General features: G+C 65.1%; 22 protein-coding genes. 2 read left to right on the top strand and 20 right to left on the bottom strand.

Translation table 11 applies throughout. The features are described 5' to 3' along the window. Nucleotides 1-117 precede the first annotated feature (117 nt). The 6 genes from ACNHGR_RS00970 to ACNHGR_RS00945 all read right to left on the bottom strand — a co-directional run bounded on the left by ACNHGR_RS00970 (nt 118) and on the right by ACNHGR_RS00945 (nt 4,126). A complete protein-coding gene (locus ACNHGR_RS00970) occupies nt 118-582 on the bottom strand; it encodes a DUF736 domain-containing protein (RefSeq protein WP_011950456.1) in 465 nt (154 codons plus the stop codon). A gap of 137 nt (nt 583-719) precedes the next feature. Then, nucleotides 720-1,046 carry a hypothetical protein gene (locus tag ACNHGR_RS00965; protein ID WP_011950457.1) on the bottom strand — a complete coding sequence of 109 codons (327 nt, stop codon included), beginning with the start codon at nt 1,044-1,046 and terminating at the stop codon, nt 720-722. Then, a complete protein-coding gene (locus ACNHGR_RS00960; protein WP_017183246.1) occupies nt 1,043-1,237 on the bottom strand; it encodes a hypothetical protein in 195 nt (64 codons plus the stop codon). Before ACNHGR_RS00960 ends, ACNHGR_RS00965 begins: the two co-directional genes overlap by 4 nt. Before the next feature lie 23 nt (nt 1,238-1,260). Then, nucleotides 1,261-2,922 (bottom strand): ATP-binding protein, encoded by a 1,662-nt coding sequence (locus ACNHGR_RS00955; protein WP_011950458.1) that lies wholly within the window; start codon nt 2,920-2,922, stop codon nt 1,261-1,263. A gap of 193 nt (nt 2,923-3,115) precedes the next feature. Next, on the bottom strand, nt 3,116-3,418 hold the full coding sequence (locus ACNHGR_RS00950) for a hypothetical protein (RefSeq protein ID WP_017183247.1): 303 nt from the start codon (nt 3,416-3,418) through the stop codon (nt 3,116-3,118). Between the two features lie 3 nt (nt 3,419-3,421). After that, nucleotides 3,422-4,126, bottom strand: a complete 705-nt coding sequence (locus ACNHGR_RS00945) for a hypothetical protein (RefSeq protein WP_011950459.1) — start codon at nt 4,124-4,126, stop codon at nt 3,422-3,424. 331 nt (nt 4,127-4,457) lie between these two features. Here ACNHGR_RS00945 and ACNHGR_RS00940 point away from each other — a divergent pair, with 331 nt between their 5' ends. After that, the gene (locus ACNHGR_RS00940; RefSeq protein WP_011950460.1) at nt 4,458-5,384 is read left to right on the top strand and encodes a Ros/MucR family transcriptional regulator; all 927 of its coding nucleotides are present in this window, start codon (nt 4,458-4,460) and stop codon (nt 5,382-5,384) included. A 67-nt stretch (nt 5,385-5,451) separates the two neighbouring features. Here the strand turns inward: ACNHGR_RS00940 and ACNHGR_RS00935 are convergent, their stop codons facing one another. The 10 genes from ACNHGR_RS00935 to ACNHGR_RS00890 all read right to left on the bottom strand — a co-directional run bounded on the left by ACNHGR_RS00935 (nt 5,452) and on the right by ACNHGR_RS00890 (nt 12,711). Further along, nucleotides 5,452-6,222, bottom strand: a complete 771-nt coding sequence (locus ACNHGR_RS00935; protein ID WP_011950461.1) for a PRTRC system ThiF family protein — start codon at nt 6,220-6,222, stop codon at nt 5,452-5,454. Continuing rightward, a complete protein-coding gene (locus tag ACNHGR_RS00930; protein WP_017183250.1) occupies nt 6,117-6,872 on the bottom strand; it encodes a PRTRC system protein A in 756 nt (251 codons plus the stop codon). The genes ACNHGR_RS00935 and ACNHGR_RS00930 overlap by 106 nt, the downstream gene beginning before the upstream one ends. Then, complete coding sequence (locus ACNHGR_RS00925) at nt 6,869-7,693, bottom strand: PRTRC system protein B (RefSeq protein ID WP_011950463.1); 825 nt, start codon at nt 7,691-7,693, stop codon at nt 6,869-6,871. The genes ACNHGR_RS00930 and ACNHGR_RS00925 overlap by 4 nt, the downstream gene beginning before the upstream one ends. A gap of 7 nt (nt 7,694-7,700) precedes the next feature. After that, the gene (locus tag ACNHGR_RS00920; RefSeq protein ID WP_230461523.1) at nt 7,701-8,510 is read right to left on the bottom strand and encodes a hypothetical protein; all 810 of its coding nucleotides are present in this window, start codon (nt 8,508-8,510) and stop codon (nt 7,701-7,703) included. Between the two features lie 130 nt (nt 8,511-8,640). Further along, entirely contained in the window at nt 8,641-8,865 is a 225-nt protein-coding gene (locus ACNHGR_RS00915) for a hypothetical protein (protein WP_129927365.1), read from the bottom strand. A gap of 2 nt (nt 8,866-8,867) precedes the next feature. Continuing rightward, nucleotides 8,868-9,074, bottom strand: a complete 207-nt coding sequence (locus tag ACNHGR_RS00910; RefSeq protein WP_041380136.1) for a PRTRC system protein C — start codon at nt 9,072-9,074, stop codon at nt 8,868-8,870. Between the two features lie 48 nt (nt 9,075-9,122). Continuing rightward, on the bottom strand, nt 9,123-9,548 hold the full coding sequence (locus ACNHGR_RS00905; RefSeq protein WP_011950465.1) for a PRTRC system protein E: 426 nt from the start codon (nt 9,546-9,548) through the stop codon (nt 9,123-9,125). Between the two features lie 35 nt (nt 9,549-9,583). Continuing rightward, complete coding sequence (locus tag ACNHGR_RS00900) at nt 9,584-11,233, bottom strand: PRTRC system ParB family protein (protein ID WP_011950466.1); 1,650 nt, start codon at nt 11,231-11,233, stop codon at nt 9,584-9,586. Between the two features lie 159 nt (nt 11,234-11,392). Further along, nucleotides 11,393-11,746, bottom strand: coding sequence for a DUF3768 domain-containing protein (locus tag ACNHGR_RS00895; protein ID WP_017183254.1), 354 nt, complete (start codon nt 11,744-11,746; stop codon nt 11,393-11,395). Beyond that, complete coding sequence (locus tag ACNHGR_RS00890) at nt 11,743-12,711, bottom strand: hypothetical protein (protein ID WP_011950468.1); 969 nt, start codon at nt 12,709-12,711, stop codon at nt 11,743-11,745. Before ACNHGR_RS00890 ends, ACNHGR_RS00895 begins: the two co-directional genes overlap by 4 nt. Before the next feature lie 766 nt (nt 12,712-13,477). Here ACNHGR_RS00890 and ACNHGR_RS00885 point away from each other — a divergent pair. Next, a complete protein-coding gene (locus tag ACNHGR_RS00885; protein ID WP_011950469.1) occupies nt 13,478-14,080 on the top strand; it encodes a GNAT family N-acetyltransferase in 603 nt (200 codons plus the stop codon). Between the two features lie 81 nt (nt 14,081-14,161). On the opposite strand, the gene ACNHGR_RS00880 is transcribed toward ACNHGR_RS00885, so the two are convergent. Genes ACNHGR_RS00880 through ACNHGR_RS00865 form a run of 4 tightly spaced genes read right to left on the bottom strand, consistent with a single transcriptional unit; the run spans nt 14,162 to nt 17,629 of the window. Then, nucleotides 14,162-16,441, bottom strand: a complete 2,280-nt coding sequence (locus ACNHGR_RS00880) for a nitric-oxide reductase large subunit (RefSeq protein ID WP_011950470.1) — start codon at nt 16,439-16,441, stop codon at nt 14,162-14,164. 20 nt (nt 16,442-16,461) lie between these two features. After that, entirely contained in the window at nt 16,462-16,932 is a 471-nt protein-coding gene (locus ACNHGR_RS00875; RefSeq protein WP_011950471.1) for a membrane protein, read from the bottom strand. After that, nucleotides 16,932-17,210: a TehB family protein gene (locus ACNHGR_RS00870; RefSeq protein WP_011950472.1), complete on the bottom strand. Its 279-nt coding sequence runs from the start codon at nt 17,208-17,210 to the stop codon at nt 16,932-16,934. Before ACNHGR_RS00870 ends, ACNHGR_RS00875 begins: the two co-directional genes overlap by 1 nt. Beyond that, nucleotides 17,207-17,629: a globin domain-containing protein gene (locus tag ACNHGR_RS00865; protein ID WP_017183257.1), complete on the bottom strand. Its 423-nt coding sequence runs from the start codon at nt 17,627-17,629 to the stop codon at nt 17,207-17,209. The genes ACNHGR_RS00870 and ACNHGR_RS00865 overlap by 4 nt, the downstream gene beginning before the upstream one ends. Nucleotides 17,630-17,736: the final 107 nt, after the last annotated feature.

Genomic DNA, 17,736 nt, shown 5'->3' with positions numbered 1-17,736 from the left:
CAATTCGGTGAGCAACCAGCCCAAGCCCCCTCTCCTCTGCGGCCGCACGGCCGGGGAAATTGCGAAAAGCCCCCGCTCCGCGAAGAGCGAGGGCCTTTCGTGACTTGGCGTGTGCGATCAGCCAGCGAAGGCATGGCTTGCGGAGGACTGTCCGAGGCCGGCTTCGGTGCCCTGTGTGGCGGGGCCGGCGGTCTCGTCGGCACCGGGCAGCGGCGGCAGGCCCTCGTCGGCCTTGGGCGCCATCTCCGAGGCGAGGTCGCGGCGGCGCGTCGGGCGCGACCACACGACGTTGTAGCTGCCGTCCTCCTGACGGAACGCCGACACGTAGAGCGGCGCGGCCAGGCTCGGATCCTCGATCTTGCCGTTGAGGAACGCCTCGCCGGTGCTGTTGGAGGCAAGCTCGAACAGAGCACCCACCTGCACCCACGCCCGCGATGCCGACAGCGCCAGCACCTCGTACTTCGGCGCCTTCGGATTGGCCGAGTGCACCTCGCGCAGCGCAATCGTCATCGCGATCGCCAGCGTCGCGATCTTGCCGACGAAAATGCCGGCGTCATTCTGCTTGATCGAACCGATATTCATGGGAAAGTCTCCTGAAAGCCGGTCTCGAACACTGTGTCCGAGCCAACTTCCTCCTTCCCCACTCCCCTCCTCGGCCGTTCGGCCGAGCAGGCGCGCAAGCGCCATTTCCGAGGCCCGCTTCAGCGGCCTCGGGGGGTTTAGGAGCGAGTGCCGAAGAGACTCAATTTGGCTCGCGTCTGGTGGACGCCGTCCACCATCCCGATGGTCGCGTGCCGGTCGGCGGCGAGGGACGCCGCCAGCGTTTCGGGAATGTCCGCATAGGCTTCGACGACGCGGATCGCGGCCTCGGGGGTCGGCAGTTCCCCCGGCTCCGTGCCGAGCCAGATCGTTGCTTCGCCCTCGTCGGGCTCGTCTTCGGTGGGCGTGAAGACTTGCGCGAAGAAGCTCTGCAGCGGGCGATCCCATCCGATCACCGCCTTGATGACACCGTTTCCGGGCCTCGGCTTCAGTTCGTAGCGGCTCATGTCTGGCTCCTGCGGATACGATGGTTGACGTGCCGGGCCGCGCCTTCGGCGCTGCGCAGTGCCTTGCGAACGGCCCTGGCGGCACGCGGGGCGCCGCTCCTGGCGAGAAGGTTACGCGCGGCGCGCAGATGGTCAATCGCCTCCGCCACGGCGGCGCGATCGGCCGGCGCCGCTCGTTTGATGGATCGCATGGCTTGGTCCTCCAATTATGCCGTCAGGATGCCGCCACCTGGTTGGTGGGCTGGAGCTCGATGGCGATCGCGTCGCGGCCGATCACCGCCGAGAACTGCCGGCCTTCGGGCACGAACCATTGGGCGCGATAAGCGATGATCGCCCGCAGGCGCTCGACGAGCGCGGCATCGTCGCCGAGCAGAAGGCGGGTAGCCATTTCCCTGGCGTCGAGAAGGAAGCGGTCGTTTTGGGTCTCCCAGCTATCAGCGTCGCGATCGTCGCTCGCGCAGAAGCAAGCGGCTTCCAGCAGATCAACCAGCTCCTCGGGCGAGACGGCGTCGCGAGAGCCCAGCAGGATATTCGCATCTTCGAAGGTCCAGAACAGGCCATCGTCATATTCGATGACGACAGGTGCCGGGACGGTAATCGTTTCGGGCTGCGGACCTGTGATTTCAAGCACGAGGTCGAGCCGTTCGACCGGGCCGCTTTCGAGACCGGGTAGCTCGGTGCAGTCGAAGACATGGGCGCGGCCATCGCGCTCGATCTCGAAGCGGAGCGCGGCGATGCGCTGCAGTGCGTCGTACCAGCTATATCCGGCCATGGCAGTGTCGGGGTCAGCCAAGCGTCCTCTCAGACGGCCATCGCGGGCAAGCGCGAACGCCGCGCATTGTTCGAGTGGCGGACCGAAGTCATCGACGAGCATCAGGTTATCGGCGGGGATGAGCCCCTGACTCTCGCGCCCGCTGTTCTGGTCGGCAGTCGCCGGGATCCATGCCCGCAAGAGCGGCGTCGCCTCGGGCAGATCGACGCCAAGCTGGGCGGCCTCGGTCCACTGCGCATGAGACAGTCGATGGCTGCCGAGCGAGGCGATGTGCCGGTAGATCGTCTTGAGCACCCTATTGCGAAGCGCTTCGAGGGCGGCGTTTTCGACCATCTCCTTGCGGGCCGGCAGGACGAGCTGCAGGGCCGGCGCATCGACGATATCGACCCGGGCCCACCAATGGCGATCCTTCTCGTCGACTGACGGCAGGACGCAAGGAACCGTGAGGCCGTGAAAATTGATGCGCGGTTGATGGGGCGTCGTGCGCCCGTCGGTGAACAGGCCGATCCGCACGCCATCGACCTCCTCGACCACATCGGCCCCGGCGAGCCAGTCGGCTTGCGTAAGGGGTACGCCGTTGAAACGGATCGGTGTGGGACAATAGCGCGCCGCGCCGCTGGCCACTGCTTCGAGATTCCTAGTGCAATCGTCGTCGAGCAGAAGACGGATTGCAGTTCCGAAGCCATGATCGCAGGGGGCGACAGCTATCGGTGCGCCCGATTCCCAATGGTCTGGTCCGATGGTGATAGCCCAGCCCTCGCCCGGACCGCGCGGGCAGGAGCGGATTTCGACATGGCGACCGGCAAGGCTGAAGACGCCCATGCCGGCAGGGTCTTCGCGCCGCGCGATGTTGTCGTCCCAGCCCGAGCGCCCGAGCGCCAGGATCACGGCGGGATCGGCGATACCCGCGCCGTCATCCGCGATGACAAGCCAGCTCTGCCCGTCGGCCTCGGCAACATCGAGATCGATGACCGTCGCGCCGGCTCTGCGCGAATTCTGGATGAGCTCAGCCAGGGTGTCGACCAGCGTGTTGTTGAAGAGGCGCGTCACCTTGGTGATCGCGGCGGGATCGACCTGGCTGTGGATGACGGTGGGAAGGGGCATCGGGGTCTCCTGGACAAGAGCGGACCTGCTCCCCCGGCCCTCCCCTTCTCCCCTTTCGCAACCGATCAGGCACAGCGGCGCTGGTCTCGGCCTCGGTCTCGATGTGGACGTAGCGCTCGCCGTTCGGACGCCGCTTGCGGATATGGAGTTTCCTCGGGACGGCGATTTCGGATGGGAGGACCAGAGCGCGCGGTCAGGTGCCGGACGCGATCTGGTTATCGTACAGTGGCCGGTCGTCCGGACGCCACTCGCCTGGAAGCCAGATACGGCCGTTGTAGCTGATGCGGCCGACAGGCATGTGTTCGAGGAGCAGGGTGGCTTCAGGGAACATACTTGCGCCCAGGCCGTTCATGTCCCGCCGATCGCAGTAAAGGCGCGAGGCGTCAGCCCAGTCAGCCGCCCAGATGTCGGGATAGCCCTTCTGCACGATACGGAATGGTCGGCGCCGACGCGGAGGGCTCTGGCAGACGGCGCCGCCCTTGACGATGAGGGCCATGTCTCACGCGGCCTTTTGCACTATCCACTCGTACAGCAGATGGGCGTCCGGCTCATATTCCGATCCGATCGAGATGCGAACGAACTTGCCATCGCACGCGAAAGCCGACGCCCGCGGGAAACCGAGATAGGATTTGCCTTCGAGGATCAGATCGCCCGAGCGCACCTTGGTGATCGTCCGCGTGGTCCCAATTGCGCGATGCCCTGCCGGCGCATCGACCAGTTTGAGGGCGTCGCCCGCTTTTACGCGCTTCTTGAAGGCGGCCAGCGATACGATCGCGTCGACCGGATTCTTCAGTCCGTTGCGTTTCGCGAGCGCCGACCAATAAACCTGTCCAATGCGCGCTTCGCAGTAGAAGGAGCAGGACCAGAAGTCCTGTAGAGGGTTGGTGCGGGTAGTTCCGAACCGCTCCATCTGGTCGCGGATCGCGACCTGCGCGGCCTCCTGAGCGTCACGCCCGGTCAGATCCTCGGGCCAGTCGAGGATCTCAGCGGTGATCTTGCGTCCTCCCGCGAATTTCTGGGTCTGGATCGCAAAGGACGCGTTCGGAAAGCACCGCGCCAGATGCGGTTCGATGCGGCCAGCGAGGGTCGCAAGATTATCACTGGGACGATAGAGATCGCCCTGATAATGGAAGTTGCCTCGATCGTCATATGGGGTCTGGCTATAGAGGCGCGCGGGCGCGCCCGACGAAGTGGTGTCGGTCATTACATATTTCCTCGGATGATTGGTTTTCCGCCGTTCGCGGGCGGAGAATGTCAGGCGCCCGGAAGAGACGCCTCGATTTCGTTGGTGAGAGGCTCTTCACTCAATGCAGCTTCATTTGCTTGAGCAGGTGAAGGAGAAAGAGCCCCTCAACGAAGCTGTCCGCCATAAATTTTCTCGATGAGACAGTTGCGCGGCCCAATCGCCACGCCATCCATGAGTTTCTTTCTCCCTCCCTTTGACTTGCACGCCGAATGACGGCACGTATCTGTTTACGCTTGCGCAATCACGCATGGGTCAAGACCAGTCTATCCAAACAAAAGAAGGAACCTGCATGGCCGAGGCCGAACAGTCGGACGTGATGTCTCTGACCGTGGCGCTGCTCAGCGCCTATTTTGCGAACAACACCGTGCCGAGCAGCGAACTGCCCGCGCTGGTCGAGGGAACTCGAAAAGCCTTGTTGGGCGATGCACCAGTGGTGTCGCCAGCCCCTGAAGAGACAGTGTCCGCGCCGGTGTCAGTTGAACCAGCGGCTGTGCCGCCGACACCAGCCCCCGAGTTCAAGCCAGCGGTGACGGTAGATGCAAGCCTTGCGTCGCCCGATCAGATACTGAGCCTGATCGACGGCAAGCCTTATAAGTCCCTGAAACGCCATCTCTCGACTCACGGCCTGACGCCCGCAGAATATCGCGCGCGCTATGATCTGCCCGCGGACTATCCCATGGTCGCACCCGGTTATTCCGCCGCGCGCCGGGAGGCCGCCCTGAAACTTGGTCTTGGCGGCAAGCGGAAGGACGTCGCCGCTAATCCGGCGCTAGCCGAGGCGGGCAGCGAAGCCCCGGCAGCCGAAGTGGCGCCTGCGGAAGTGGTCGCGGAAGTGCCCGCGCCGGTGCGCAAGGCTCGAGTGAATGCCTCTGCCCCGGCAACTAAGGCGAAGCCCAATGCCGTAGCCGGGAAGGGCAAGCCCAGCGCTGTCGCCGAGACCGTTGCGGCGCCGGCAGGCGAGCCGGCCCCAACGCCCGAAGCGACTGCCAGCGAAGCTGCGCAAGTGAAGGCGACGCCCGCTCGCGGGCCGCGCGCGAAGGCAGCCCCTGCAAAGGCCTCGCCAAAAACGTCGAACGCCAAGGCCGCCATCGGCAAAGGGAAACCGGCAGCGGCTGTCGAGCCTGCAAAGCCAAAGCGCAGCCGTGCGACGAAAGCTGACACCCCGCCGACAGCACCGGTCGAAATCGCTCCTGCTGAAACGGCCTCGGCAGAATAATGCTATGGTCCGAGCGCGGTGACGCAACCGGACCATCACCGTTCACAGGGGTGGCGAGCCACCTGCTTTAGCACAGGGAAACGACCTTCATAGGTAGCGGGATCGGAACGCTGTACCCGGTGGCAAGATTCACGAAGGCGCCGGCGTGGCCAATCGACCCGCGTCCGAGCAGATCGAACAGGAGCGCCAGCGCGTGGCTCGCAAGCACCCGGTTGACGAAGAGCGACTGGCGCTCGAGCGCCTCGGCGACCGAACAGGAGGGCGCATCGTCTTCGGCCAGGCCCTCGTCGGCGAGTTCGGGAAAAGCCTCGAGCACCGTTGGAAGGCGATTATCGTCGCGGCCGGTTCCACGGCCCGGGCATCCGATCAGATATTGGCCGTCGCTGGCGCGGTTGCCGAGGTCCAACCAATAGATGGGCGGGTTCCGCGCATCCTGCAGCGCCGCGCCCAGCGCGCGGCGGGCCGAGGCCGTGTCGACGCAGCTGATGAGCACATGGCTGTTGTCGACGCCGATCGCTCCGGGTGCGCGGCCGTGGACCGCCTTCCAGGCCAGACCATGGGCAAGGTTGATCCGTTCGGTCAGCGTCCTCGCCTTCGAATTGCCGAGATCGCAGCGGTAGAAGGGCTGGCGGCCGAGATTCGCCTCGGTGACGATGTCTTCGTCGACCACGGTGACCTCGAGCGAGCGTGAGGAAATTGCGCGCAATGCGGTATCGAGCGAGGCGAGCCCCATCAGCATTTGCGCTCCGTTTCCACCGCATCCCACGAGCAGGATTCGGACAGCGCTGTTGTCGAAGGCGGCGGGAAGATAGTGGCGCTTGGGGCTCTCAGGCTGCATGGATTGTCTCCGGAAAATGGACTGCGCGGTACGGCCAGGAACATGCCGCCCGCGCAGAGCCGCGCTGCCATGACCGGGCCAGCGGGATCGTGGAGCCGGCCGATGACGAGCGAAATTTTCGTAGCGTGGGCGTCGTCCGCATCGTCGGTCGCGCTGAAATAGGCGGGCCCCCGCCCGTGGCTGTGGATGTCGCAGACCATGTGCCAGCCCGGCTCGCAGACCGGGGGGCGATAGACGAGGCGTGTCGGCGTGGCGTCGTCGATTGCCGGAAAATCGACCGCGAACGTGTTGGTCGTCTCGTTCCAGAGGATGAAGGCCGCAGCCTCGTTGGGCAGAGCCGCCCGGAAGTGATCGAGGATCGCAGCCAGATGCTCGCCAGGGATCAGTCCGCAGCGCAGGTCGGCCTTGGGTGACCCGATGCTGCCATAAGGAAGATAGGCGGCGATCGGCGGCGTCACCGGCGCATCGAGAGCAAGCCATGGCCGGCGCAGGATGAGCATTACGCCATCCTTGCCCACCGCAAGGCCGTGGCCGGCACGGCTGCCGCGAAGCGCGTCGAGTGCCGGCGAGCCACCGCTCGATGGCACCGGATAGCAGGGCACGACAGCGAGCAGTGCCGCCGCGGTCGGATCTTCGGCGATCATGATCATCTCCCTGCCGCTGCGGCAACGAGCATACCGACCGTGACCGCATCAGCGGCGGGACGGACTTGCCGCTGGCCGGCGGCAGGATGGAAGGATCGGAGCCGCTTCACCGGAAAACGACGCGCGCCGCGCGCGGCAAGATCGTCCCAGAGCCTGACCAGGCCGCCCTTCCCCGTGACCGTCCGCTCCTGGCCGGGGTTGGGGTGAGTTGACCAGCTGTCGAACACCGCGCGCTCGAATTCCGAGATGGCGGCAACGCCCAGTGTTTTCGGCCTCGGGATGTTGCCCCAGCACAGCCGGCCTTGGATGAAGACGTTGAGGATCGGCGAATGGAGCACCGGCGTGTCGGCGGCAGGGCGCTCGCTTGCGGCAAGCGCGTAAACGCCGAGGCCGGAGCGCGTGGCGACGAACAGATGGGCCGGGTATGGCACCGCGACGGTAGTGCGCCGTGCGAGCGCCCGAAGGCCATCGGGGGGCGACGACAGCGCAAAATAGGCTTGGCGCACCTGCTCCGGCACCCACCAGGCGAGGACGTCCGGGTGGGAGACAAGCACATTGGCCGGCAGGATCTCTGGAACCGCGGTCCGGCCCAGCGCCTCTGTCCATTGGCGCAGCTGTGCCCGCGACAGGGGCACGCCGGCGGCGATCGTCGGACGCCCGTCCGCATCGTGCTCGACGGCATGCATGCTGGCGAAGGCCGCCGCATCCGGCCTTGGAGCGCCATAAGGGCTGGGCGTGCGGGGCGTTCCCGCCTGATAGAGCAGAACGGCGTTGGTCAGGACGAGACCGCCGCCAGTGGTTTCGAAGTGGCTGCTGTGATCGGACATGACGGCCTCACGGATTGGGTGGGTCGAAGCGGACGAGGTCCTGGGCGGCGAGCAGGAACTGGACGCCGAGGCGCAGGCTTGCGAACCAGTCGTCGATCCGGCTGACATCGGGCAGCGGGCAGATGCCGCAGACGTCCATGAAGCCCATTTCCATGCCGTGGCGGGCGACATCGTCGAGCTCGCGCGCGAACTCATCGAAAGGCACGAGCGTCAACGGCGGCAGGGACGAGCATTCCTCGATCCCCGGCACATATTCGTAGAGAATGTCGGTATCGAAGTGCCAGGCGTTGCGGTCCGATGGCAGCCGCTTGAGCGCCTTGTGCGCGTCGCGAAGCTGGCAGAGCGCCTCGCGCAGGCCCTTCGGAAGGGCGGCCGGTTTCGCCGCGTTCGCGCCGATCATCCAGTCAGGCCGGCGCGCGTTCATCTCCGAAGGCATGGTCTGCTCTTCGAGTTCCTCGGCGCTGAGGCCGTGATAGGCGATCAGGCTCTGGCGCGCGCCCTCGTCGTCGATCTCCCCGTCCCAGTAATACATGGAGATTTCGTCGAAGAGGTCCTGGTAGCCGAAGATCGGGAGCGCGGTGCCGAGGGTTTCGCCGAGCGCCGCATAGGCCGCGGCACGCCAGGGGGTGGGCGCCTCGCCGGTTTCGATCCAGCCGAGATCCAGCTGTCCGAGGCTGTCACACGCGACCGCGATCGCCGGCGGGTTGGCGTCTTCGCCGGTGAGGACCGCGATCCGCAGGTCGACGATTTCGATCGGGTCCAGGATCTCGAGCACGGCAGCGTTGAAAACCTGCTCGATGCGGCGGCGGGCACTCACACGGGTGTATTGCTTGGCGCTCGGCTCTCGCCCCGCGACCCAGCGGCCGATCAGCTTGTGGTGATTGCTGAGGGGCTGGTCGAAGGTCGCGGGAATGTCGGCCGATAACGCGACCGTTCGCCCCGCGAGGTCAACCGAGGGGCGCGAGCCTGAGACCGGGAGGAGGCTGGAGCGGCTCCGGCGCTTCGCCTTTGCCGTTGTCGGGATCGGGGAGGATCCGCGCGTGAAGCGCCTTGGCCTGGGCGCTGCAGGAAGGCTGGGGGAACTCGCTCGTGTTGCCATCGTCGTGCTCGATCCATTCGAGGAGCGTCTTGCGCGGTGCGGCGGGGATCGGCGCGTCGTTGCCGCAGGGCACGATCAGCCCTTGGTGCCGACGGCGCGGCGATATTCGGTGACGTGGGCGGTGCCCGACACGCCGGCGTCCACCGCCTCGGCAGTGAGAATCGCCGGGTAGAGGGTAGCATGATAGGCGCGCAGAGCTTGGCGGTCGTCCGCAAGGTGCGGCGGCACGGGCAGGTCGATGCCGTCGTAGCGATAGGCGCGGGTGAGCTGGTTGATCTGCATGGCTGGCCTTCCGGGCTGGTGGTGATCGGGAAGTTCAAGGGCGGCGCGTCACCAGAGGCTGGCGGGCTCCTCGGCCTTGGCATCGACCGGCGGGCTGCTGGGAGCCGGCGTCTTCGGTGAGGCTGCAGGCGCGGGCGTCTTGGGCGCAGCCGCCTTGGCTTTGGCTGCCTCGGCGGCGGCCGCCCGTGCGGCTTCGGCAGCCTGTCGCTGCTCCGCGATCTGATCGGCAAGGGTGCGGCGCGAGGCGATGAGCTGGCCGAGCGCGCCGTCAGGGCCCCGGGCGAGCTCCGCATCGATTTCTGCGGCGGTCGCCGTGATCGAGATCGGCCGGGTTTCGCTGGCCTCGAGATTGTCCTTTGCGCCTTCGGCCTTGCGCGGAAGGATGGTCAGGGTGACCGTGTCGTTGGCGCCGGCGACAAGATCGAAGCCGAGCGAGTAGCGGGCGAGCATAGGAAGAAGGCTGGAGATCAGCATGGCGTTCGGTCCTTGTGTGAGATTGGAGAAGCGGGTCAGGCGGCTTGTCGGGAGAGCGGCTCTTCGGCTTGGGCCGGCACGGGGGGCGGGCCATATTGGCCGTCGAGCGTCATCGAGCTCGGCAGGCGGCCGGCCCAGTCGAAGCCGGTGGCGTTGAGCATGCCAGCGATCAGGTCGGCCTTCTTCGCACTGAGCAGCTTGGCGAACGCTTTTTCGCTTACATGCGCGACGAGGCCGCACTCCTGGGCGATGAACCTGAGTTCGTCCTTGGTGTAGCGCTCGAGGAATGTCTTATCGACCTGCCAGACATCGCGCAGGTCGACGTCGAAGGTCCGGGCGAGGTCGGCGACATGGCCGAAGGTGAGCACATCCTTGGCATAAGCGGCGCCGATCGCGGAAAGCACCTTCTCGGCCTGAGCCTCGGGCAACGCGCGGATCTCCGCGATCTTGGCGCTGTAGGCGAGCTCCGGGAACGAGGCGCCCACCAGCAGGCCGGCGCGGGCCTTCAGCGTCTCCGGTTTGATCTGCGAGAGCGTGCCCGACATCGCGGCGACCAGGATCGCGGTCTGGGCGTGCGCGGCATTGCCGGCGAGCGCACGGGCGAGCGCGGTGCGCCACGTCGCCTCGCGCAGGTCGCTGGTGCGGCCGGCGATCGACTTGACGGTGACCGTTGGCTTGTGCGCCTGGACTATACTGCCCTTGGATTGAACGACAGTGGGCGGCGTGGATGCGGGCGTGGCTGCCGTGCCCGAAGGCGAGGCGCGGTCGCCTGCCTCTTCCTGATCGTCCGCTTCCGGCGGGCTCTGGTCGATGGCGTCGTCTTCGTCGTCATCCTGTTCCTCGTCCTCGATGTCGTCTGCGGGCGGCGGCGCCGCTGCCTTGGCCGCGGCAGCGGCGCGCTCCTGCTCCTCGCGTTGGGCGGTTTCCCACGCCTCGGTCTTGAGCTGGAAGCAGCCCGGATTGGTGCAATGGCCGTCATCGACATGGGTTTCGAACAGGGTTCGCTGTGCGGCCGAGTTGAACGGACAGGTGGTGCAGTCGGTCTTGTCGAAGCACGCCGCGCCGAGATTCTGGGTGACGCGCATGAGGAGGTCGCGGGTCTTGCTGACATCGAGACCGGAGCCCAGGATGGTCTCGAGGGCCTTGTCCTGCTTGTCGGCGGGGATCGCGGCGAGGAGTTCAGCATGGCCGACCTTGATCCGCCGTTCGTCGAGCGCAAGTTTGACCGCCTCGGAGAGTTCGGCGAGCGCCAGGCGGCGATCGAGCTTGGCCCGCGACCAGCCCAGACGCCGCGCGGCCTCGGCGCGATCGTTACGGCATGCGGCGAGCACGCGAACGGCCGCGTCCGCTTGTTCCGTCTCCGAGGCGTCGTCGCGATTGTCGTTCTCGTCGATTGCCGCCTCGAGGGCCTCCTGGTCGGTCATCTCGCGGATGATCGCGGGCACCTCGCCGTCGGAACCGAACGCTTCCAGCGCCGCCCTGTACCGGCGCTCGCCGGCGACGATGGCGTAGCTATCGTCCGAGCTGGGTGCCGGACGAACCAGGATCGGCTGCAGGATGCCACGAATGCGGATCGAAGCGACGAGATCGTCGTGCTTTTTCCGGTCGAAATAGCGACGCGGATTGTCGCCCTTGACGATGCGCGAGAGCGGCAGCGTGGCGCAGCTCGGTTCTGGAGTGCTCAAGACGGATCTCCTCGTGGAATGGGAAGGCCGGGTCGGCCGGGGTCGCGTGCCTTCGGTTCTGCGAGCCTCACGCTCGCCTTCCCCCTCCCCTCGCGCGGCCCGGAGGGCTGGAAGAGCGCGCAGTCGATTTCGAAAGGTTGGATTTGCCCGCGGACGCGGTCAGTAATCGTCGGCGAGCATGACGGTGAGGACGCGCCGAGTGATCGAGGCATCTGCCGGGTCTTCGGAGCCGCACTCGAGCGCCATGTCGTAATAATCGATCTTGAAGAGGACTCGCTGCCCCTGCAGGTCGAAGGCGCCGAAGTCGCGTTCGGGGCCATCACCCGGCTGGAACGCGTAACGGCGCACGGCCGCAAGCAACGCGGCCTGGGCGAGTACCTCAGCGATCCCCTCGCCGTCGCCTGAAAGCCGGGCGAGACAGTTGCGCGTGACCATGATCCGCGCGTTGGGGTCGAGGCCGTGCCGGCAGCGATCGTTGAGCTGGGTGATGCGTTCGGTGACGGGGACTGTCATGCTGCCTCCAACAGGCCGGCGTTGAACATGTCGAGCCACTCCGCCATTGTCGGTCGTTCGGGGAGCGGGACGTGCCCTGCCACGTCCTGGAAGCGGATGAGATCGGCCGGCGCATCGCGGATGATCGCGTCGATGTCGGCCGCAGGGAGCAGTTCTTCGGCGCGGATGAAGTCGGTCATTCGGCCCGGGCGGGTCGCAGTCGAACGGCGCCAGAGGCCTTCGACCGTGCGCAGGCGTGGAGCTGCGCGCGCTTCGACAAGGACGATGAGCCTGAGGCACCAGGAAGGCAGCGCTCGGACCTCGTCGGGCTTCATCGCCCCGCAGATGAAACAGCTCGATTTTGGTGGCACCGGCAGACCTGCGGCCTCTATGCGCGCGATGCAGGCGGCGCGGTTCCAGCCCCATTCGCGCAAGGGGTAGCGGCATTCGAACAGATCGTTCGCGATGGCGGACGCATGGTTATAGCGGCGCGTGTCGGCGGGCGAGGCATCATACCCGATGAGGCGTATGACCTTCTGGCCTCTGGCCCAGGCGGCCTTTGCCGGCTCCCATTGCTTCAGGAAAGCGTCCTGCGGAGCCACTTTCCACTTAAGACTGCAGCTGTGGCGCCCGAGGCTGATGCTGGGGAGTGTGGCATTGGTGAGGACATTGGCCAGCAGGTCGTAATAGGGCGGCCAGTGCTTGAAGCGCTTTGGCGTGTAGCGGACGGTCTCGTAGCGGATGCCGCGCGCGGCCATCCACGCCGCCATCATCTCCTGATAGACATAGGTCTCCGGCTTCTCGATGCCCGGGTCACCGGTGATCACGAGATCAGGCGGCGTGCCGCGGCTTTCGAGCTCGACGAGGAGCGCCGTGCTGTCGACGCCGATGCCATAGGCAAGCACGACGGGAGCCGGCTCGGCGACGCGGATATAGTCGATGTCACGGGGCCGCGCGGACGGCGCGGGGCGATCGCTGGCCAGCATGGGAGTCGCTCCGGTCTCGCGCAGCCATTCTGCGCGCCCGGCTCCCTTCCCCTCACCTCTCTGCCGTAGTCGCCGCCCGCTTTAGTCGCTGTCCTGCAGGCAAGATGTGCGATCGTAGAGGTCGAGATGACCCCCGAACTCGGCCGTTTGCGCCGTTGTCAGGTCGCGGTGGTCGTCGGCCTCTGCGGTGCTGGCCATCTCGATCATTGGATGGACGGACACGGGCGATGGCTCGTTTCGGGACGGCAATTTTACGTCGGGCTGCCCTAAGATAATGCATGTATCAAATGATGCCGGAATCGATGGATGACCGGCCTTCGCTGTCCTATAGAACTTTGTGCGAAGCGCCGAGTGCGTAGTTTGTGTGTCGGTTTGAACAAGTCCGCCGAGATGAGCATAGATGGCTGAACGTAGAATGAGCTAAGCGGCTCGATAGCGTTGCGTCAACCTGGGGCGCTTGACGTCTCGATTGTCGCAGAAGCGGTCGTTCAAGGGCTAGGATAGACCGGTAGAGAGGACCCGGCTCTTTGGACAACTCTATTATTGCAGTCCGAACCTCTAACCACGACTTGTCTGGCTAACTCGCCTGTGCCCATCAACCGGAAGTCGAAATCGAGGAGATGCTCATTGCCGCTTTTGAGCCTTTCAGGCTGCGTTGTCTCGAAAATCAGCGTTTCCGAGACCAAGCGATATATCAACGATTTTCGCCCTCGCCCGTAAACTGATCTGCTCGTCCAACCGGCATCAGGTTTTGATAGGATGAGGCATGGCTAACGAACATGAGTTGGTTGCCGATTCAAGAGTTGTGGCGACTTGGATCGAAGGATGGACCATTGCCCGCGAAACGCCGCCTCCGGTCGAAGATCACGGTGGTTTCAGAGTCGATGTGGGATGGCCGCAACAACGGACGCGCTATGTCTTTACCGATATCTCGCCGGCCCTGCACGAATTGGCCACCACGATCGAGGAGCCGTGGGTTTTTTTGAAAGCTTGTGTCTCGGCGACAGCAATGCGCGTCGCCTTACCAGAACACTGGGTAATACAGCCACCGGGCTTCATGATGAAATATCGGCGCATCATGCCCGGCGATTCCGCGCCTCCTGACGGCTATCTGCTCGATGCGGCTGAACCTCGCCCCATTGTAATCGTGCGGGCGCTTACTCCGAGCGGCGCGCTGGTCGCAATCGGACGTGTCGTTCGCGTCGGTGAGTTTGCCATATACGATCGGATCGAAACCAACGCCGCTCATAGACGGCGCGGCCTCGCGCGAACCGTCATGAAGAAACTTGAATCCATCGCGCGCATCATGGTGCGACGCGGGAGGTGTTGGTCGCCACTGCAGAGGGTCGCGGTCTCTATGCATCCTTAGGATGGGAATTGCATTCCCTCTACACCACAGCAGTCATTTTACGGGCTGACTGATATCCACAAATCGGCACGTAGGTGTTAGTCAAACGCTCTGTTCGTTCGCCTTTGCAGTAGAGGCGGGTACTTCCGGTATGGGCCGAAGCCATTGCAGCGCGACAAACGCCGTCAGCAGCAGCGCGCCAGCGGCAAATACCACATCGCCGGGGGTGCGCATCCACACGAGGAAATGGATCAGCGGCCGATCCATAAACGCGGCCGACCGCGCATAGGCGTAGCCATGATCGAGCGCCGCCTGAAGTTGCAGCACGCCCATCGGCAGCAGCGTGAGCAGGGCCATCAGGGCAAGCCCGATGTTGAAGCACCAGAAGCTCGCGCGTAGCCAGCCTTCGTTCCAATGGATATGATCGCGCAGGCCGCGCAGGCAGAAGAGCATCAGGCCGATGCCGAGCATCCCATAGACGCCGAAGAGCGCGGTATGGCCGTGCAGCGGGGTCAGGTTGAGTCCCTGGACGTAATAGAGCGCGATCGGCGTGTTGATGAGGAAGCCGAACAGGCCGGCGCCGACCAGATTCCAGAAGCTCACCGCGAGGAAAAACATGATCGGCCATTTGTAGCGCGCCATCCACGGCGTCGCGCGACTGTGCGACCAGGTGTCCATCGCCTCGAGGCCGATTAACGCGAGCGGGACCACCTCAAGCGCGGAGAAACTGGCGCCGAGCGCCACGCCCGCCATCGACGTGCCGACGAAATAGAGATGGTGGAACATGCCAAGCACGCCGCCCGACAGGAAGACGATCGTCGCGAACAGCACATTGACCGTGGCCGTGCGGCCGCGCACCAGCCCCAGCTTTACGAACAGGAAGCTGATGACGGCGACCGCGAAAATCTCGAAGAAGCCCTCGACCCAGAGATGGACCACCCACCAACGCCAATACTCAACCTCGGACAGGTGGCTGCGCGCGCCATACATGAGCCCCGCGCCATAGAAGAGACCGATCGCCACCGTGGAGAGGAACAGCAGGCCGACGATCGAGGACATCTCATCCCGGCGCCGGATCGCGGGCCAGAGCGCGCGACCCACGAGGAAGAGCCACAGCAGCAGGCCGATGAAGAGGTATATCTGCCAGAACCGGCCAAGATCGACATATTCCCAGCCTTGATGCCCGAACCAGAAGTTTTCGGTGAGGCCCATCTTCTGCATCACCGCCAGCCATTGTCCGGCGAACGCGCCGACGACGATGACGATCAGGCTGACGAACAGGAAGTTGACACCGGCGCGCTGCCACGGCGGCTCATGGCCGGAGATGGCGGGCGCGATATAGAGGCCGGTGCCGAGCCAGGCCGTCGCGATCCACAGCACCGCGAGCTGGGTGTGCCAGCTTCGAGTCAGGCTGTAGGGTAGCCAGTCGGCGAGGTTGATGCCGTAGAAATGCTGGCCCTCGACCTGATAATGCGCGGTCGCCGCCCCCAGGCCGATCTGCGCGAGCAGGAGCGCGATGACGATCCAGAAATATTTGGCGCTGGCACGCATCGAGGGTGTCAGAACGATCCCCTTGAGCGGATCGGCCGCGGGCGGGGTGAGCGGCGGTTCCTTGCCGTGCCAGACCGCATAGTGCCACGCGAGAAGGCCGATGCCGGCGAGCATGAAGAGGATGCTGAAAAGCGACCACATGAAGGTGCCGGACGTGGGCACGTTGCCGACCAGCGGTTCGGAGGGCCAGTTGTTGGTAAAGCTCACCATATCGCCGGGCCGATCGGTCACGGTCGCCCAGGCTGTCCAGAAGAAGAAGGCCGCGAGTTCCCTGCGCCGCGCCGGATCGGGAAGTGTGTTCTCCTTCATGGCGTAGGCGACGCGCAAATCGCGCGTTGCCGGGTCAGCGGAGAACAGGCTGTCATAATGCCTTGCCACGCCGGCGATCGCTGCAGCGCGCGCGTCGCTGATCGTCAGCGTGCCGGTCGCAGCGTCATAGGTGTTGGCACGGAAGCCGGGACGTAGCTCGGCCTGCAAAGCCGCCTTATCTGCCAGCGACAGCATGTCGAAGCTGGCCGCGCCCTTCGTGCGGGCAACGGCGTCGAGCTGGGCCAGCGCCTCCCGGTGCAGCCAGTCGGCGGACCAGTCGGGCGCGATCAATGCGCCGTGACCCCACACGCTGCCGAGCTGCTGGCCGCCCATCGACTGCCAAACCTGTTGGCCGGTCTCGATATCGTCGCGTGTGAAGACGGTGCGCCCGGAAGCGGTCACGACCCGTTCGGGGATCGGCGGCGCGGTACGCATAAGGTCCGACCCGAGCCACAGCATCACCGCGAATCCTGCGAAGATGACGGCAGCCAGGCCGATCCACAGCCGTTTCGTCGTCGACATCGTTCCCCGTCCCTCTTCCTTTAGAAAAGCCCGTGACTGCCGCCGACGGCGCCGATCAGCGCGATGACCGATGCCGCCAGCAGCAGACGGTGCATACGCTCCATGCGTGCGAAGTCGGCCGCCGGATCGGGGGAAGCGGCCATGCGGCGGTGCAGATAAAGCGGCTCGATGACGAACAGCATGGCGACGAACACCAGCCAGATCGCCACCATCGCTTGCATCCACCAGAGGCGGGGATCGGCGAAACGCTCCCACAGGTCCGCCCGCCAGGTCATCCAGAAGCCGCTAGCGCCGGCAAGGAGAACCCACAGCCGAGCCTGCGGCGCGAAGCGGCCTTCGATCCGGTGAAATGCCGCCAGCCTCTCAGCGGGCGGATTGCCGGCACGCACGGCCGGCATCAGCACCAGCGTCACGAAGGCGACGCCGCCGATCCAGAACAGGACGGCGACGACATGGATCACGCGCGCAAGAGTGAAATCGTCCGCGATCATCAGCTCTTCGGGGGCGGCTCATGGTAAAATTCGACCTGCATCCGCATCGGACCCAGCGGGGTCACGAAATGCGGCTGCTGCGGTTCGATCAGACCGGGATGACCGGGCTTCAGGATGACTTCCGACGCCGGCTCGAGATAGGTGAGCTTCAGTTCACCTTCGAGGACGCGGATCAGTCCCCACACCCCCGCCTTGGTGTCATGGCGCGCGCGCAGCGCCGCCGGCAATGTGTCCTGATCGAACACCGGCGACGAGCTGTAGGGCGCCGGCCCCGTCATGCGGCCTGGGCCTCGTCATAAAGCTCGGCCTCGCGCGCGATCAGAATGTCGGCGAGGAACCAATAGGCTTCGCCCCATGCCGCCAGGATTTCGTCCGTCGCGGCCTCGCCCAGGATGTCGCGAATGGCCGGCAGCAAGGCATTGGCGACCGCAGGATAATGCTCTGGTTTGATATGGGTATCGACGTGCCGCCCGGCGATCCGCTCGATCGCCGGTTTCAGGACGTCGAGCTTGTCCACATTCTGGGCGAACGCCAGGATCGCCGCCGCAAGGCGCTTGGGTTGCGCGCCCGACTCCTGCGCGGCCATGTCGAACAGCGCCTTGATCTCGGGATCGACAAATAGCCGCTGATACATGCGCGTGGTGATGTCCACGCCATGCTGTTGAAGGGCTGGCGCCGTCGCTTTGACCAACGTCATGGTTTGGGGAGACAATGCTTTGGTCACGACGATCCTCTTCATGATAACAGTTTGCTTGTAGAGGCTGTCGGTGCGAGCCGGTTTGCGCTGGCGCAAACTCGGCTCTG

The sequence above is a fragment of the Sphingobium sp. RS1 genome (assembly GCF_056156825.1).
The sequence above is the reverse complement of the archived record's forward strand: the minus strand, read 5'-3'. Positions and strand labels throughout refer to the sequence as shown.